Raw genomic sequence first — 14450 nt, 5'->3', positions numbered from 1 at the left:
AATGAAAAAGCTGTTTTTAATACTTATTCCTATTTTCATTTTTGCGGCCGCACCACAAATTCCAACCGTTAATCTTTCACTTACGGCACCTGAGACACCTAAACAGCTTGTTAGTGTTTTAAATATTACTATTCTTTTAACGCTTTTAGTCTTAGCACCAAGCATTGTTTTGGTAATGACGTCTTTTGTAAGACTTTTAGTGGTATTTGGTTTTTTACGTCAAGCGCTTGGAACGCCTCAGTCACCACCGACTACACTTCTTGTTTCACTGGCACTTGTTCTTACGTTTTTTATAATGGAGCCGTATGCAAAGCAGGCTTATAATACCGGAATCAAGCCTTATATGGAAGAAAAAATAGGATATGACCAGGCTTTTAATGAAGCGGTAAAGCCATTTAAAAAATTTATGATAAAAAATACCAGGGAAAAAGATCTGGCTCTTTTTTTCAGAATCAGGCATCTTCCAAATCCAAAAACGATAGATGATGTGCCGTTGACTATTCTAGTGCCTGCTTTTATGCTTAGTGAACTTAAAACTGCTTTTGAAATAGGTTTTTTGATATTCTTGCCGTTTTTGATTATAGATATGGTTGTAAGTTCGATTTTGATGAGTTTAGGTATGATGATGTTGCCTCCCGTTATGATAAGTCTGCCGTTTAAGATACTGGTGTTTGTATTGGTTGATGGATGGAATTTGATTGTTATGGGGCTTGTGCAAAGCTTTAAATAATTGAGAATGGAGAATTGAGAATTAAAGAAGTGAAAAGTGAAAAATGCTAATTTTATATATTCACCATAATTAAAGGAGTAAAATGACTTGTAGCAGTTTCGGAAAGTGCGGTAGCTGTGTTTTATGGGAAATGCCGTATGATGAGCAGTTAAAAATGAAAAGTGAAAAATTAAAAGAGATGTTCGGTGAATTTGATATGCCTCAAATCGAGGTTGTTTACGGAAGTGACGAATATTTTAGAGCTAGGGCGGAATTCAGGGTTTGGCATGAAGGCGATAAAAGCTATTATGCCATGAGAAAAAGAAAAGAAGACGGAAGAGGGGTTATTCCGATAGAAGAGTGTAAAATTGTAGATAAAGCGATATACGATATTATGAAACCTCTTTTAGAAGAGATAGAAAAAAATGATAATTTAAGATTTAAGCTATATGAAATTGATTTTTTAAGTAATTCGAAGGGTGAGCTTATTATTACCCTTATATATCACAAAAAAGTAGATGAGAGTATTGCCGAAGATATTAAAAAACTGAAAGAAAAATTTAAAAATGCGGATTTTATAGTAAGAAAAAAGGGAAGAAAATACGTTTTTGACAAAAATTATCTGATTGAAGAGCTTAATATCAACTCAAAAATTTACAAATATAAAATAATCGAAAACACTTTTTCACAGCCAAACCGGCAGATGAATCAAAAAATGATAGAATGGGCTATGAGAAATTCAGAGGACTTAAAAGGTGATTTGGTTGAACTTTACTGCGGCAACGGAAACTTTACCATTCCTCTAAGTGAGAGGTTTAATAGAGTAATTGCTACTGAAATAAGTAAAGAATCAATTGAAGCGGCAACTTATAACGCAGAAATAAATGATAGAGAAAATGTTACATTTCTTGCAATGAGTGCAGCTGAATTTTCAAAACTTTATAAAGACAAATCGCCTTTGATTACTAAATACGATTTGAAAAATGTTCTTATTGACCCGCCAAGAGCGGGACTTGATGATAAAAGCCGTGAGTTTGTAAACGAATTTGATAATATTATATATATTTCTTGTAATCCGGAAACTCTTAAAAGGGATTTGCACACACTTGCAAAAGGCAGAGAAATTAAAGCATTTGCATTTTTTGACCAGTTTCCTTATACTAATCATGCAGAGTGCGGAGTTATACTCAAAAAAATATAAAGTGAAAAATAGAAAATGGAAAATTATCTTGATTTTAAAGATTTGATTGGTGAAATATTTTTAGTGTTGCTGTTTTTGGGAATTGCAGTAGGTGCCGTAATAGCAAGTAAAATTATTGAAAAAAGGAAAAAATAATGAAAATCCTTATAGTGGGCGCCGGTGGCGTTGGAGGATATTTGGCCGGAAAATTATTAGAGTGTGGTAAAAATGTTAGCGTTATGTTAACCCCTGAAACTAAAGAAATTGTAAGGAAAAACGGACTTAAAATAATTGATGTGGATAAAGAATTTGTAGTTTACCCCAATTTAGAAATAGAAGGGATTTATGATATTGTTTTTGTAACGACTAAATATTATCATTTGGATGAAGTAATTGAAAAAATAAAGCCGTATATAAATAAAAACAGCATAATCGTTCCTGTTTTAAACGGGGTGGCACATTTTGAAAAATTTAAAAAATTAAACTCAAAAATATTAAAAGCGTGTATTTATATACTTTCTAACAAAAAAGCTCCCGGGGTAATTTATAAAAAAACACCTCTTTTTTATTTATGCATAGAAGATGATGAAAAAATAAGAGAAGTTTTTGAAGGATGTGATTTAAAAATTAAATTTTCAAAAAATATAGATGAGGACATTTGGAAAAAATATCTTTTCATATCAACTTTCGCAACGCTTCAGAGTTATTATAAAAAGCCCACAGGCTGGATAATGGAAAACAAAAGAGGAGAAGTTGAAAAATTCTTGGATGAGGTGATAAGAATAGCAAAAGAATATGGAGTGGATTTAAGCAGTGAAAAAGAAAAAGTTATCAAGCAGGCTTTGAATATACCTTACGAATCAAAAATGTCAATGCAAATAGACTTTGAGAATAATCAGCCAACAGAAGTTGAAACATTAACAGGCTTTCTGGCAAAAAAAAGTGAATTTATAAATGAATATTACAGGAAACTAAATGCTGGAACTTTTAAGTAATAAAAGGACTTTATATATTGTAATATTTATGCATACAGTTTTTTTTGTTATAGCACTTTGTTTACTTTCATATGAACATAAAAAAAATTTAAATAATTATTTAAATGATTTATACAACACAAAAAATAAAATTTATATGAATCAATTAAAAGTTTTAAATCAACATACAGATCTTTTAAAAAGTTTATTAATAGATAAAGATATTTTAAAAATAATTGCTAATGCTAAAAATGATTTTAATTCTTCAAGGGAAGAGTTAATAGAAAAACTTTATCCAAAATATGAAATCTTAAAAAAATATGGGGTATATCAATTCCATTTTCATCTCCCTGGTGGAATATCTTTTGTAAGATTTCATCATTTGGATAAATATGGAGAAAATCTGTATTTGTTTAGACCTTCAATTAAATTTGTGCAAAAAACATTAAGACCTTATCATGGGTTTGAAACTGGTAAAATGGTTAGTGGTTTTAGAAATGTATATCCTCTTATTTATAATAATAAATTAATTGGAAGTATGGAAATTTCTTTTAGTATGAAAAAATTAGTCCAATATATTTTTGACAAAGAATATCTTGCAATGGTTGTAAAAAAAGAAATTTTAAAAAATAAGTTATTTCCAGATGCATGGAATAATTATAAAGTATGTAAATTAAACCCAAACTATTATATTTGTGGTAATATTTGCAAATTATTTAAACATTATCATGATATAGATTTTAATAAAAGAACGAATATTGTCGAAAATAATCTTATTTTGTCTTATCCTTTAATAAATGTAGAAAAAAAACACGAAGGATTTATGCTTTCAGTAATTCCATTAAAAAATTTAGAAACATTAAATGAATTAAATAATAGTTATAGCACATTAATAGCGATTGTAATTTTATTGTATTTATTTTTATTAGGTATTATGCTATTTTTATATAAATATTCTAAAATAAGAAAAAGATCCCAAATAGATTACTTGACAGAAATTTTGAATAGAAGTGGGTGTATATATAAAATAAAATCACTTAATGATTATACGTTATTAGTTTTGGATATTGATTATTTTAAAAAAATTAACGATACTTTTGGCCATAATGTTGGTGATGAAATATTAAAAAAGTTTGTGGATGTGATTAGAAGTATTATTAGAAAAAATGATATTTTTTGTAGGTGGGGTGGTGAAGAGTTTATAATTATTCTCCCTGATACAGATACAACGACTGCAATAATGGTTGCTGAAAAAATAAGAAAAACTATCGAAGAAACAAATTTTGATAATATAAAGATCACTGTTTCAATAGGAATTGCACAAAAACAGAAAAACTTTAATGAAACGTTTAAAATTGCAGATATGAGATTATATGAAGTCAAAAAATTAGGAAGAAATAGAATTGTTGCTTAAATAATTTTCAATCAGTTTTTTTGCTACGAGAGAATCGATTCTTCCGTCTTTTTTGTATTTTATTACGCCTTTTATCTCTTCTTCAACTTCTGCGCTTGTATAACTTTCATCCACAAAAACGATTTTCCCCGAAAAATCTAAAAGAGATACAAAATGTTTTATTCTTCTTTGCATTTCTTCATTTGTCAAAGGCAGTCCTACAACCAGTGTATCGGCTTTGTATTCATTAATGATTTTCATAGTATCATTGGCGGCCTGATTTCTGTTTTTTCTGATTATTGCAGGAAGAGGAACGACCACGCTTCCGTTTGAAAATGCAACTCCTATACGCTTTAGTCCTACGTCAATTCCAATAATTTTTTCCATATTTCGGCCTTTTGTTTAATATTCATTCTTGCGTTTAAAGGGCTTGGACTTGGAAGGTATGTCAGTTGGGAATTTAGAATTGAAAATGAAGAATTTTTGAAATGTTTTTTTATTACTTTTTCTGCAGTTCTGGAAGTGACTGCGACTTTTTTGATATTCGGATATTTTTTTAGTAAATTTTCTATATCACATGGTTTAATTATTTCAAGATTGTCATCCCTTGAGTTTCCTTCTTTTCTAATGCATTCACATACAGCGTCCCACAGCGCGATTTTGTGTTTTTTTAAAAAATTTATTTTTTCTTCTTTACTTAAAGGTTTTTTATCGTTAAAAATTGTTGCAAGTATATCCCAAAACTGATTTCTCGGATGGGAATAATAAAATTCATTTTCAAACGATTTGATAGAAGGAAAAGTTCCTAAAATTAATATATTGCTGTTCGGAAAAATAATCGGTTCAAACGGATGAATTAAATTTTTGTTTTCAATTCTCAATTCACCATTCTCCATTCTCAATTAAAATAAACTTTCCCGTTTTTAATTTCAACCTTACCTTCAAGTTCCATTTCGTATAAAGTGCTTCCGTATTTTTGCAATGCTTCGTTTAATGATAAAACATTACTTTTTTCTTCAATTCCAAAACTTTTGCAAAATTCATCAATATCCCATATTACTTCGGCTAAATTTTCTTTTGCAAGATGTCTTGTTCCTGAACTTTCATTGATTCTGTGCGGTAGGACATATACTTTTTTGCCGTATTCTTTGGCCCATTCAAAGCTTCTCATGCTTCCGCTTTTAATATTTGCTTCTGCAATAATTACAAATTCGCTTATTTTAACAATTATTCTATTTCTTTGTAAAAATGTATGCTTAAACGGAGCAAAGTTTTTTTCATATTCACTTATTGCCAAAGCATTTTGGTATATGTTTTCAATGAGGTTTTTATTTGATTTCGGATAAATTATATCAAGTGACGATGGTGATACAAAAATGGTGTTTGGAAATGCGCCTTCATGAGCTGCTTTATCGATTCCAAGAGCCCCTCCACTAACTATCACATATTTTTGAGACAATTTTTTTGCCAAAATTTTGGTAATTTCTTTTGAATATTTGCTGGCTCTTCTGCTACCTACAATGGCGATTTTAGGTTTATTTAATAATTCTATATTACCTTTATAATATAATTCAAACCCTGAAAAATTAATTTTTTCACTTTTCATTCTGGTCCATATTTTTTAGAATGTATGTTAAAAAAGTTTTATTTTTTTTAATTGTCAATTTTCAATTCTCCATTCTCAATTCATCAATATATACAACATCAATGTTTTTTAGGATGTCAGAAGAGTTTTTTAATGTTTCAAGTGTTATTTTATGAGGATGTCCAATTGCAATGGCATATCCTCTTCTTTTAGCGATTTTAACAGCCTTTTTAAGCTGATTTCTTATATAAGTGGGATTTTCTTCGTTATCTAAAAAAATATTTCTTGAATAGAGTGGGATATTATATAATTTTTGTGCTTCTTTAGCTTTTGAATTAGGTGTTGTTTTAGAATCTACAAATCCCATATTTTCTGTTTTTAAAGCTTTAAAAAGTTTTATCATTGCAGATTTATCGGATGTAAATGTGCTACCTGTATGGTTGTTTATGAATTTTGCTTTTGGAAATTCGTTTTTTACTTCTTTTATTCTATTTAGAATTGTTTGATAAGAATCATCTATATTTAATGTTTTTGGTTCAGGTTTTGCAAAATGTATAGCCTGCATAGGCAAATGTATCATATAATGACTGAATTCTTTGGCATATATTGCCGTATTGGGATGTCTTTTTGTAGGGGGGAAGAAAGATGGTGTAATTTTATATGGAATTGATTTAATTCTTTTTACCTGCCCTTTAAATGAAACGTCGTCAATAATAATAACAAGTTTTGGCTTTTTAACTTTTGAAATTGCTGGTGGTTTTATTTCTTTTGGAGGAAGTATAATGGTAGTATTATGTGATTTTTGGTAATCCATTATTTCTGATGGAACGGATGAATAATTTTCTTTTTTTTCTTTAATGGAAGAAGTTTTTAATTTTTTTATTTTTTCCTGAAGAATTTTAATTGTATTTTGCGTTTTTTTTAATTCTTTTTCATAATTTTTTTGAGTATAGATTATACCAACAATAAAAGCACTTAATGAAAAAATTATCAATAAAAGAAAATATATAATATATTTGAGGTTAAAAGAGGGTTTTTTTGAAGTTTTTTTCTTTTTGCGAGTTTTTTTCATTTGTTAAGAATTATTTCCACTTCTAAAGTTTCTATGTCTTGATTTGAATTTGACTTAATATGAACGTCTTTAACATTTAAGTATTTTTTTACAACATTAATAAGGTCTTTTTTCATTTCATCCAAATTTTCTATTTTTGTATTAGCTCTTTCATATGCAAGCATCATCATCAGTCTGTCTTTAGCTACGTCTTTTGATTTTTTCTTTTTGAATATGTCAAAAAAACTCATTTGAAAAGTCCTTTTAATTTACCTAAAAATCCTTTTTTTGTTTTTAAATCTAAAAACTCAACATCTTCACCTTCTATTCTTCTTGCAATTCTTCTGAATGCTTCACCTACAATTGATTTTTCATTTAATGCAATAGGCTCACCGAGGTTTGTAGATTTTACTATATCTTCATCATCAGGCACCACACCGATTAGTGGTAGAGCCAAGATATGCAAAACGTCATCAATTGAAAGCATTTCACCTTTTTCAACAAGTTCCGGTTTGATTCTGTTTACTATTATGTGTTTTTGAACTTCCTGGCCATCCTGGGCTTTTTTACTTTTTGCATCAATTATTCCTATTACTCTATCGGCATCTCTAACTGAAGAAATTTCCGGGGTTGTAACTATAAGAGCTCTATCAGCAAGATATATTGAATGCTCAAATCCGCTCTCAATACCCGCAGGCGAATCAATTAATATATAATCAAAATCTTTTTTTAATTCTTCTACTAACGCTTCTACTTTCTCTTTATTTAAAACATTTTTGTCTTTTGTCTGACTTGCAGGAAGGAAATGCAAATTTTGAGTTCTTTTGTCTTTAATTATAGCCTGTGCAAGGTTGCAGTGACCTTCCATTACGTCTACTACATCATAAACGATTCTATTTTCAAGTCCTAAAATCATATCAAGGTTTCTAAGCCCTATGTCAAAATCAACTGCTATCACTTTTTTACCGAGTTTTGCCAAAGCAGTAGCAATATTGGCAGTTGTAGTAGATTTACCAACTCCGCCTTTTCCACTTGTAATAGTTATAACCTGTGCCAAATTGTCTCCTTTTTATGACTTATAAAATCTACATTGTAAACTTTATAAGTCCCAAAAGGGAGAAAGATTAGTTTTTAGTAGGATCAACGATTTTGTTTTTAGTAATCCAAGGCATCATTTCTCTAAGTTTTTTACCTGTCTGCTCAAGAAGGCTGTTTTCTGTAAGCTGTCTTTCAGCATTCATTCTAACATATCCTGCTTTTCTCTCTAAAATAAAGTCTTTAGCAAATTTTCCGTTTTGAATTTCTTTTAAAATTTCTTTCATTGCTTTTTTACTTTCTTCTCCGATAACTCTTGGACCGCTTACGTAATCTCCGTATTCAGCAGTGTTTGAGATTGAGTATCTCATATTAGCCATACCACCTTCATATAATAAATCAACAATTAATTTTAATTCATGAAGACACTCAAAATATGCCATTTCAGGTGCGTATCCTGCTTCTGTTAGAGTTTCAAAACCTGCTTGAATTAGTGCTGTTACACCACCACATAATACTGCTTGTTCACCGAAAAGGTCTGTTTCAGTTTCGTCTTTGAAGGTAGTTTCGATAATACCGGTTCTACCACCACCAATTGCACTTGCGTAAGATAGTGCTAATTTTTTAGCTTCTTCACCACCTTGATAAACTGCTATAAGATCTGGAATACCGCCGCCTTTTACGAATTCGCTTCTTACTGTGTGACCAGGTGCTTTTGGAGCAACCATAATTACATTTAAATCTTCTCTAGGTTTGATTTGTCCGAAATGGATATTAAATCCGTGACCGAATGCGATAGTAGCGCCTTTTTTAAGGTTTGGTTCGATTTGAGAATAATATATATCTGCTTGAATTTCATCCGGAAGCAGAATCATTACAACATCAGCTTCTTTTACTGCTTCATCAACAGGTAATACTTTAAACCCTTGAGCTTCTGCTTTTTCCCAAGATTTGCTTCCTTTTCTAAGCCCTACAACAACATCAACACCACTATCTCTAAGGTTAAGCGCATGAGCGTGCCCCTGGCTTCCGAATCCTATCATTGCAACTTTTTTACTTTTTATAATACTTAAATCACAATCTTTGTCATAATAAATATTTAGTGACATACTAAATCTCCTTTTTTTTGGAATTATAGCAAATAATTTGTTATAATTGATTGTTTTGATAAAGGAGATATTTAATGAAGAAAATATTGTTGCTTTTTGTATTTTTCAATTTGATTTTTGCATATGAAAATAATTTAAAAAATATGTCTTTAATAGAATTATTCAATAAAAAATATTATTCATATATTTGTGAAAGAAGATGGGAATTTATAAATCAATATAATAATAAAAGAGAAGATCTGCTTTCATTAGTTGCATATTCTTGCTTAAAAAAAAGATATCTTACTCCAGCACTAGATCTTGCAAAAGTATTGAAAGTCACAAAAGAAGGCAGAAAAAACGCTACATATATTGTAACTCTTTTTTTAATGAAGAAACTTATAATGCAAATAATAAATGATGATTTAGAAATAAATAATATAAAACTACCTACTATTACTGACAATGAGTTGGGTAAAGTGTTTTTGTTTATTCAAGAAGGAAAATTTGAAAAAGATGGGAATAAATTAATTATAAAAAATAACGATTTTATATATAAAATATGGCTTAGTAAAAGAAACAATGTTGTAATTGATATAATAAAAAATGGTCAGTTGCAAAAAAGGGAGTATTACTGGTGAAACCTGAAGAAAAATGGTTGGAAGAAAAAAAGATTACGGAAGAACAATACAAAAAAGCTTTAGAATATCAAAAAGAACATCCCGCAAAAAAATTTGTTGATATCTTATTTGAACTCGGTTTTATATCTAAGAAAGATTATTTAGAGCATATTTCTAAACAAATGGGCTTAAGATATATTGATGATTTAGAACATGTAAGACTAAGAGATATAAAAATACCCGTAAATATTTTAAAACAGACATTGTCTGTTCCAGTTGAAGTTAAATATGATAAAGTCGTTGTTGCAATGGCTGACCCGCTTGATTGGAATGCTCAAGCTTTAATCAAAAGGTTTTTTCATGATAAGAATCTTGAAATTGTTCTTGGCTTTAAAGACGATATTAGAAAAATTATAAAAAAAGTAGAAGATAGGGAAAAAGTAAGAGAAATTTTAAATGATATTAAAAAAGAACTTAAGGGTCAGGAAATCAAAGGTGATGAATCCGCAATTATGCGCCTTATTAAATATATAATAGTAAGTGCGATTGAAAGAAAAGCAAGTGATATTCATATTGAAGCAGAAGAGGGTGAAGCGGAAGTTAGAATTAGAATATTTGGGACTTTATATGAATTTTTAGATTTTGACGAAGAGATTTTTTATGCAATAAATTCAAGAATTAAGCTTCTTGCAAATTTAGATGTAAGTGAAAAAAGAAAACCGCAAGATGGATCATTTTCTATGCAATTTGGAAAAAATAAATTTGATTTCAGGGTATCAACACTTCCAACTATTTGGGGTGAGAGTATCGTTATTAGGATTTTGGATAAAAGAAGTATTTTAAAAAGTATTGATGAAATTGGAATAAGTGATAAAAATTTAAGTTTAATAAAAAAAGCTCTTTCTCAACCAAATGGTATTTTTTTGGTAACTGGTCCTACAGGTAGTGGTAAATCAACTACATTATATGCCGCACTTAATGAAATTAACAGCACTGATAAAAAAATTATAACAGTTGAAGACCCGGTAGAATATAAATTGAAAGGAATTCAGCAAGTTCAGGTTAACCCAAAAGTTGGACTTACATTTGCAGGTGCTCTTAGAAGTATATTAAGACAAGACCCAGATATTATTATGATTGGGGAAATTAGGGATCTTGAAACACTTGAAATTGCTATTAAAGCGGCAATGACGGGGCATTTAGTTTTGTCCACATTGCACACAAATGATGCAGTAAGCGCTATAAACAGAATGGTGGATATGGGCGCGGATTCGTTTTTGGTAGCAACAGCACTTATAGGAATAGAAGCACAAAGACTTGTTAAAACAATATGTCCATATTGTAAAACAACATACAAACCTGCCGATGTATATCTTGAACCAATTAAAAATATAATACCAAAAGATTCTGTATTTTATAGAGGTAAGGGTTGTGAAAAATGTAATATGACCGGATATGCCGGAAGGACACTTATTACGGAAGTGTTTTTAAATGATGAAAATTTAGAATCAATGATTGCGAAGAAAAAAGAAAAATTGGAATTATTACATTATCTTAGAGGAAAGGATTATAAAACCATGTTTTATGATGGATTAATAAAGGCATTAAAAGGTATCACTACTTTAGAAGAAGTGTATAGGGTGGCGAAGCTATGAGGTATTATAAAATAACGTTCCTTTATAAAGGACATAAACAGGAAGTGGTTTTAAAATCGTTAAACAAAGCGGAAGCTATTATTGATGGTAAAAAAACACATAAAGGTTTGCTAGTAAAGGTTGAAGAAATACCTATGCCTTTTGAAGAAAAATTAAAAATTATCAAAGATATATTCAAAGCAAGAATACTCCGTAAAAAACTGAGTTATCCTTCTTATATATCTTCTATTAGACAGCTTGCTGTTTTGATTAAAGCAGGAATTTCATTAAAAGACGCACTAGAAGATATTGCAAATAATACAAAAGATTCATTAATAAAAGAAGTGTTTTTAAAAGCTGCAGAAGCAATTGATAGCGGTAAATCATTATCTGATACATTTGCAGAGTATGAAGAGTATCTTGGTGGAATTTCACTTGCTATGGTTAGGCTAGGTGAACAAACCGGGGATTTGGTTATGGCTCTTGAAAACTTAGCAACTATATATGAAAATATGTATGAAAACAGAAGGAAAATGGTAAAAGCCCTTAGATATCCTATTATTACGTTAATTGCAATTGCAGCGGCATTTACTTTTTTAATTTTGGTAGTCGTTCCTAAATTTAAAGCAATGTTTGATCAATTACATGCAGAGCTTCCTTTACCAACAAGAATTTTATTATTAATAGAAAAAATCCTTTCCGAATATGGTTTAGTGGTGTTGGCAATAATTATTGGTGTTGTGCTTATAGTTACATTTTTTTATAAAACATCGTATAACTTTAAGTTACAAATGGACAAATTAATGCTTAAAACATTTTTAATTAATAAAATTATTGAATATTCAACGCTTCACAGATTTCTTATGACAATGGCATCACTTTTAAAAAGTGGTATTCCTCTTGTTGATGCTCTTAAAATTAGTGAAGGTATTATTGAAAATGAGGTTTTGAAAAATAAGATCAAAGAAATTATTAAAGGAATTAATCAAGGTAGAAGTTTTGCAGAAATGGTTGCAGAGCAAGATTTGGTTAATTTTGTGGCTCTTAGGATGATAAGTGCAGGTGAAGAATCAGGGGAGCTTGATAGTATGCTTGAAAGTGCTGCAAAATATTATGAAGACAGATTCCAAGATATAATTGATAATATGCAAGCATCTATTGAACCTATAATGTTAACAGTCATAGGTGGACTTGTATTATTGATAGCTCTTGGTATTTTCTTACCAATGTGGGATTTGGCAAACGCTGCAAGAAACATTTAATTATTTCTCAAACTCTGCCAAATCTTCATCCTCTTCGTCTTTTGTATTTAGCTTATAATTTTTATATTTTGGATCGTTTGCTACTTTGTCAAAATCTTTTTTTAATTTATCGTATTCTTTTTTTATGTTCAAAATTGCTGCGGCAACACCCCAGAAAACTCCAAGCCAAAGAGTCCAGCCTAACCCTGTCCATTTTTTAAGAAGTATTCCAACTCCAATACCCATAAGTATGGCTACAACTATGGAAATACCAAGAGAGAGCTTTTCGGCTCCCTCTACGCTTTTACCGAGTTTTCCTTTTTGGCGTTTTTCACTCATTACAGGCTCGGTGCTATTTCTTTATAAGCTTCTAAAGTAGATTCAATATCGCTATCACTCATTACAGAACAAATAAATCCTGTTTCATAGGCACTCGGTGCGAAATAAAAACCTCTTTTTAACATTTCAGAATGGAATTTTGCATATCTTTTTGTATCACTTTCATTTACGTCGTCAAAGTTTTTAGGTTTTTTTGAATTAAAGAAAAATCCGAACATACTTCCTACTACATTTGTCTGGATATCAATGCCGTTTTCTTTTGAAATTTTTTCAAATCCATTCATAAGTTTTTTAGCTTTAGTTTCTAAATCTTTATAAAGATCAGGGTTTGATTTTAGTTTTTTAAGCATTGCAAGTCCGGCACTCATAGCTACAGGGTTTCCAGAAAGTGTTCCTGCTTGATATATCGGACCTTCCGGGCTTAACTGCTCCATAATTTCTCTTTTACCTGCAAAAGCACCCACAGGCATTCCTCCACCAATTACTTTACCGAATGTTACGATGTCGGCTTCAATTCCATATACGTCGTAGCTTCCTCTAAGTCCCGCTCTAAATCCACTCATTACTTCATCAAATATTAAAATTGCTCCATTTTTTGTGCAAAGTTCTCTAAGCTCTTCCAAAAACTCTTTTTCAGCTGGAACCAAACTCATATTGCCTGCAATCGGTTCTATAATAACACATCCCACATTTCCATTTTCAAAGCACTCTTTTACGCTTTCAATATCGTTGTATTTAGCAAGTAGTGTATGCTTTGTAAAATCTGCAGGAACCCCAGGGCTTGAAGGAGTTCCAAAAGTTGCAGCACCGCTTCCTGCACTTACGAGAAGGCTGTCACTATGTCCATGGTAACAACCTTCAAATTTAATGATGTCATCTTTGCCACTTACGCCTCTTGCTACCCTAATAGCACTCATAGTCGCTTCTGTTCCGCTGTTAACGAATCTTATTAAATCAAGATGAGGGAATAATTCCAATACTTCTTTTGCAAGTTCAACTTCAACGGTTGTAGGTGCTCCAAAACTTACACCTTTACTAACTGCATTACAAATTGATTTTTCTATTGTTTCATCGCAATGACCGAAAATCAAAGGACCCCAACTTTGAATATAATCAAGGAACTTGTTTCCGTTAATGTCATAAATGTATGCACCTTCTCCTTTTTCAATAAAAGGAGGTTCACCGCCAACGCTTTTAAATGCTCTTACAGGTGAGTTTACACCGCCTACAATATATTTTTTAGCTTCTTCGAAAATGCCCATAACTATCCTTTTTAAATAATATTTGCTAAAATTATACAAAAAAAGGTTGGTAATGAAAATAGATGAGAGTTTAGTTAAAAGACTTGAAACACTAAGTATGGTTGAAATTGAAGACAAAGCTTCAATGGCTAAGGATTTGGCTGAAATCGTAGAGTTTGTAGAAATGCTAAACGAACTTGATACAAGCAGTGTAGATGCAACATTTTCTACACTTGACAATTCAACTTATTTAAGAGAAGATGAACCAATCAAAAACAATGTAATTGAAGAGATATTAGAACATGCACCAAAAGCAAAGGATGGGTTCTTTATAGTTCCGAAAATTATAGAATAAGGTAA

Annotated in this window: 17 protein-coding genes; 8 read left to right on the top strand and 9 right to left on the bottom strand. The window is 30.5% G+C overall.

What is annotated here, in order from left to right:
• The first annotated feature begins 1 nt into the window (after nt 1).
• The 4 genes from fliP (at nt 2) to ACYQ19_RS02310 (ending at nt 4277) form a co-directional block, all read left to right on the top strand.
• On the top strand, nt 2-730 hold the full coding sequence (gene fliP / locus ACYQ19_RS02325; protein ID WP_459977817.1) for a flagellar type III secretion system pore protein FliP: 729 nt from the start codon (nt 2-4) through the stop codon (nt 728-730).
• 82 nt (nt 731-812) lie between these two features.
• Nucleotides 813-1910: a tRNA (uridine(54)-C5)-methyltransferase TrmA gene (trmA, locus tag ACYQ19_RS02320; protein ID WP_459977816.1), complete on the top strand. Its 1098-nt coding sequence runs from the start codon at nt 813-815 to the stop codon at nt 1908-1910.
• Between the two features lie 134 nt (nt 1911-2044).
• The gene (locus ACYQ19_RS02315; protein ID WP_459977815.1) at nt 2045-2884 is read left to right on the top strand and encodes a ketopantoate reductase family protein; all 840 of its coding nucleotides are present in this window, start codon (nt 2045-2047) and stop codon (nt 2882-2884) included.
• Between the two features lie 136 nt (nt 2885-3020).
• Nucleotides 3021-4277 carry a GGDEF domain-containing protein gene (locus ACYQ19_RS02310; RefSeq protein ID WP_459977814.1) on the top strand — a complete coding sequence of 419 codons (1257 nt, stop codon included), beginning with the start codon at nt 3021-3023 and terminating at the stop codon, nt 4275-4277.
• Here ACYQ19_RS02310 and ruvX read toward each other — a convergent pair.
• From ruvX to ilvC, 7 genes are all read right to left on the bottom strand, one after another.
• Nucleotides 4251-4643, bottom strand: coding sequence for a Holliday junction resolvase RuvX (gene ruvX, locus ACYQ19_RS02305; RefSeq protein ID WP_459977813.1), 393 nt, complete (start codon nt 4641-4643; stop codon nt 4251-4253). The genes ACYQ19_RS02310 and ruvX overlap by 27 nt on opposite strands.
• Nucleotides 4616-5152, bottom strand: a complete 537-nt coding sequence (locus ACYQ19_RS02300; RefSeq protein ID WP_459977812.1) for a DNA-deoxyinosine glycosylase — start codon at nt 5150-5152, stop codon at nt 4616-4618. Before ACYQ19_RS02300 ends, ruvX begins: the two co-directional genes overlap by 28 nt.
• A gap of 2 nt (nt 5153-5154) precedes the next feature.
• A complete protein-coding gene (locus ACYQ19_RS02295; RefSeq protein ID WP_459977811.1) occupies nt 5155-5862 on the bottom strand; it encodes a DNA-processing protein DprA in 708 nt (235 codons plus the stop codon).
• 61 nt (nt 5863-5923) lie between these two features.
• Nucleotides 5924-6835, bottom strand: a complete 912-nt coding sequence (locus ACYQ19_RS02290) for a divergent polysaccharide deacetylase family protein (RefSeq protein WP_459977810.1) — start codon at nt 6833-6835, stop codon at nt 5924-5926.
• A 74-nt stretch (nt 6836-6909) separates the two neighbouring features.
• Complete coding sequence (gene minE, locus ACYQ19_RS02285) at nt 6910-7143, bottom strand: cell division topological specificity factor MinE (RefSeq protein WP_015902219.1); 234 nt, start codon at nt 7141-7143, stop codon at nt 6910-6912.
• Entirely contained in the window at nt 7140-7949 is an 810-nt protein-coding gene (gene minD / locus ACYQ19_RS02280) for a septum site-determining protein MinD (RefSeq protein WP_459977809.1), read from the bottom strand. Before minD ends, minE begins: the two co-directional genes overlap by 4 nt.
• Before the next feature lie 67 nt (nt 7950-8016).
• Complete coding sequence (gene ilvC, locus ACYQ19_RS02275; RefSeq protein WP_459977808.1) at nt 8017-9036, bottom strand: ketol-acid reductoisomerase; 1020 nt, start codon at nt 9034-9036, stop codon at nt 8017-8019.
• A gap of 74 nt (nt 9037-9110) precedes the next feature.
• Here ilvC and ACYQ19_RS02270 point away from each other — a divergent pair, with 74 nt between their 5' ends.
• Genes ACYQ19_RS02270 through ACYQ19_RS02260 form a run of 3 tightly spaced genes read left to right on the top strand, consistent with a single transcriptional unit; the run spans nt 9111 to nt 12531 of the window.
• Nucleotides 9111-9656: a hypothetical protein gene (locus tag ACYQ19_RS02270; RefSeq protein ID WP_459977807.1), complete on the top strand. Its 546-nt coding sequence runs from the start codon at nt 9111-9113 to the stop codon at nt 9654-9656.
• On the top strand, nt 9653-11290 hold the full coding sequence (locus ACYQ19_RS02265) for a GspE/PulE family protein (RefSeq protein ID WP_459977806.1): 1638 nt from the start codon (nt 9653-9655) through the stop codon (nt 11288-11290). The genes ACYQ19_RS02270 and ACYQ19_RS02265 overlap by 4 nt, the downstream gene beginning before the upstream one ends.
• Nucleotides 11287-12531 carry a type II secretion system F family protein gene (locus ACYQ19_RS02260; protein ID WP_459977805.1) on the top strand — a complete coding sequence of 415 codons (1245 nt, stop codon included), beginning with the start codon at nt 11287-11289 and terminating at the stop codon, nt 12529-12531. The genes ACYQ19_RS02265 and ACYQ19_RS02260 overlap by 4 nt, the downstream gene beginning before the upstream one ends.
• On the opposite strand, the gene ACYQ19_RS02255 is transcribed toward ACYQ19_RS02260, so the two are convergent.
• Nucleotides 12532-12849 (bottom strand): AtpZ/AtpI family protein, encoded by a 318-nt coding sequence (locus ACYQ19_RS02255; protein ID WP_459977804.1) that lies wholly within the window; start codon nt 12847-12849, stop codon nt 12532-12534.
• Nucleotides 12849-14111, bottom strand: coding sequence for a glutamate-1-semialdehyde 2,1-aminomutase (gene hemL / locus ACYQ19_RS02250; RefSeq protein WP_459977803.1), 1263 nt, complete (start codon nt 14109-14111; stop codon nt 12849-12851). The genes ACYQ19_RS02255 and hemL overlap by 1 nt, the downstream gene beginning before the upstream one ends.
• Before the next feature lie 52 nt (nt 14112-14163).
• Here hemL and gatC point away from each other — a divergent pair, with 52 nt between their 5' ends.
• Complete coding sequence (gene gatC / locus ACYQ19_RS02245) at nt 14164-14445, top strand: Asp-tRNA(Asn)/Glu-tRNA(Gln) amidotransferase subunit GatC (RefSeq protein WP_459977802.1); 282 nt, start codon at nt 14164-14166, stop codon at nt 14443-14445.
• The last annotated feature ends 5 nt before the right edge of the window (nt 14446-14450 follow it).

It is taken from the genome of Nautilia lithotrophica (assembly GCF_054656815.1).
Note: the sequence above shows the minus strand (reverse complement) of the source record. Positions and strands in the feature narration are given on the sequence as shown.

Bases quoted from the DNA above. Each gene is read 5' to 3' on its own strand.
- hemL (WP_459977803.1), bottom strand. From the start codon at position 14,111: ATGGGCATTTTCGAAGAAGCTAAAAAATATATTGTAGGCGGTGTAAAC.
- ACYQ19_RS02310 (WP_459977814.1), top strand. From the start codon at position 3,021: ATGAATCAATTAAAAGTTTTAAATCAACATACAGATCTTTTAAAAAGT.
- ilvC (WP_459977808.1), bottom strand. From the start codon at position 9,036: ATGTCACTAAATATTTATTATGACAAAGATTGTGATTTAAGTATTATA.
- fliP (WP_459977817.1), top strand. From the start codon at position 2: ATGAAAAAGCTGTTTTTAATACTTATTCCTATTTTCATTTTTGCGGCC.
- ACYQ19_RS02315 (WP_459977815.1), top strand. From the start codon at position 2,045: ATGAAAATCCTTATAGTGGGCGCCGGTGGCGTTGGAGGATATTTGGCC.
- ACYQ19_RS02295 (WP_459977811.1), bottom strand. From the start codon at position 5,862: ATGAAAAGTGAAAAAATTAATTTTTCAGGGTTTGAATTATATTATAAA.
- ACYQ19_RS02300 (WP_459977812.1), bottom strand. From the start codon at position 5,152: ATGGAGAATGGTGAATTGAGAATTGAAAACAAAAATTTAATTCATCCG.
- ACYQ19_RS02255 (WP_459977804.1), bottom strand. From the start codon at position 12,849: ATGAGTGAAAAACGCCAAAAAGGAAAACTCGGTAAAAGCGTAGAGGGA.
- gatC (WP_459977802.1), top strand. From the start codon at position 14,164: ATGAAAATAGATGAGAGTTTAGTTAAAAGACTTGAAACACTAAGTATG.
- ACYQ19_RS02260 (WP_459977805.1), top strand. From the start codon at position 11,287: ATGAGGTATTATAAAATAACGTTCCTTTATAAAGGACATAAACAGGAA.
- ruvX (WP_459977813.1), bottom strand. From the start codon at position 4,643: ATGGAAAAAATTATTGGAATTGACGTAGGACTAAAGCGTATAGGAGTT.
- minE (WP_015902219.1), bottom strand. From the start codon at position 7,143: ATGAGTTTTTTTGACATATTCAAAAAGAAAAAATCAAAAGACGTAGCT.
- trmA (WP_459977816.1), top strand. From the start codon at position 813: ATGACTTGTAGCAGTTTCGGAAAGTGCGGTAGCTGTGTTTTATGGGAA.
- ACYQ19_RS02270 (WP_459977807.1), top strand. From the start codon at position 9,111: ATGAAGAAAATATTGTTGCTTTTTGTATTTTTCAATTTGATTTTTGCA.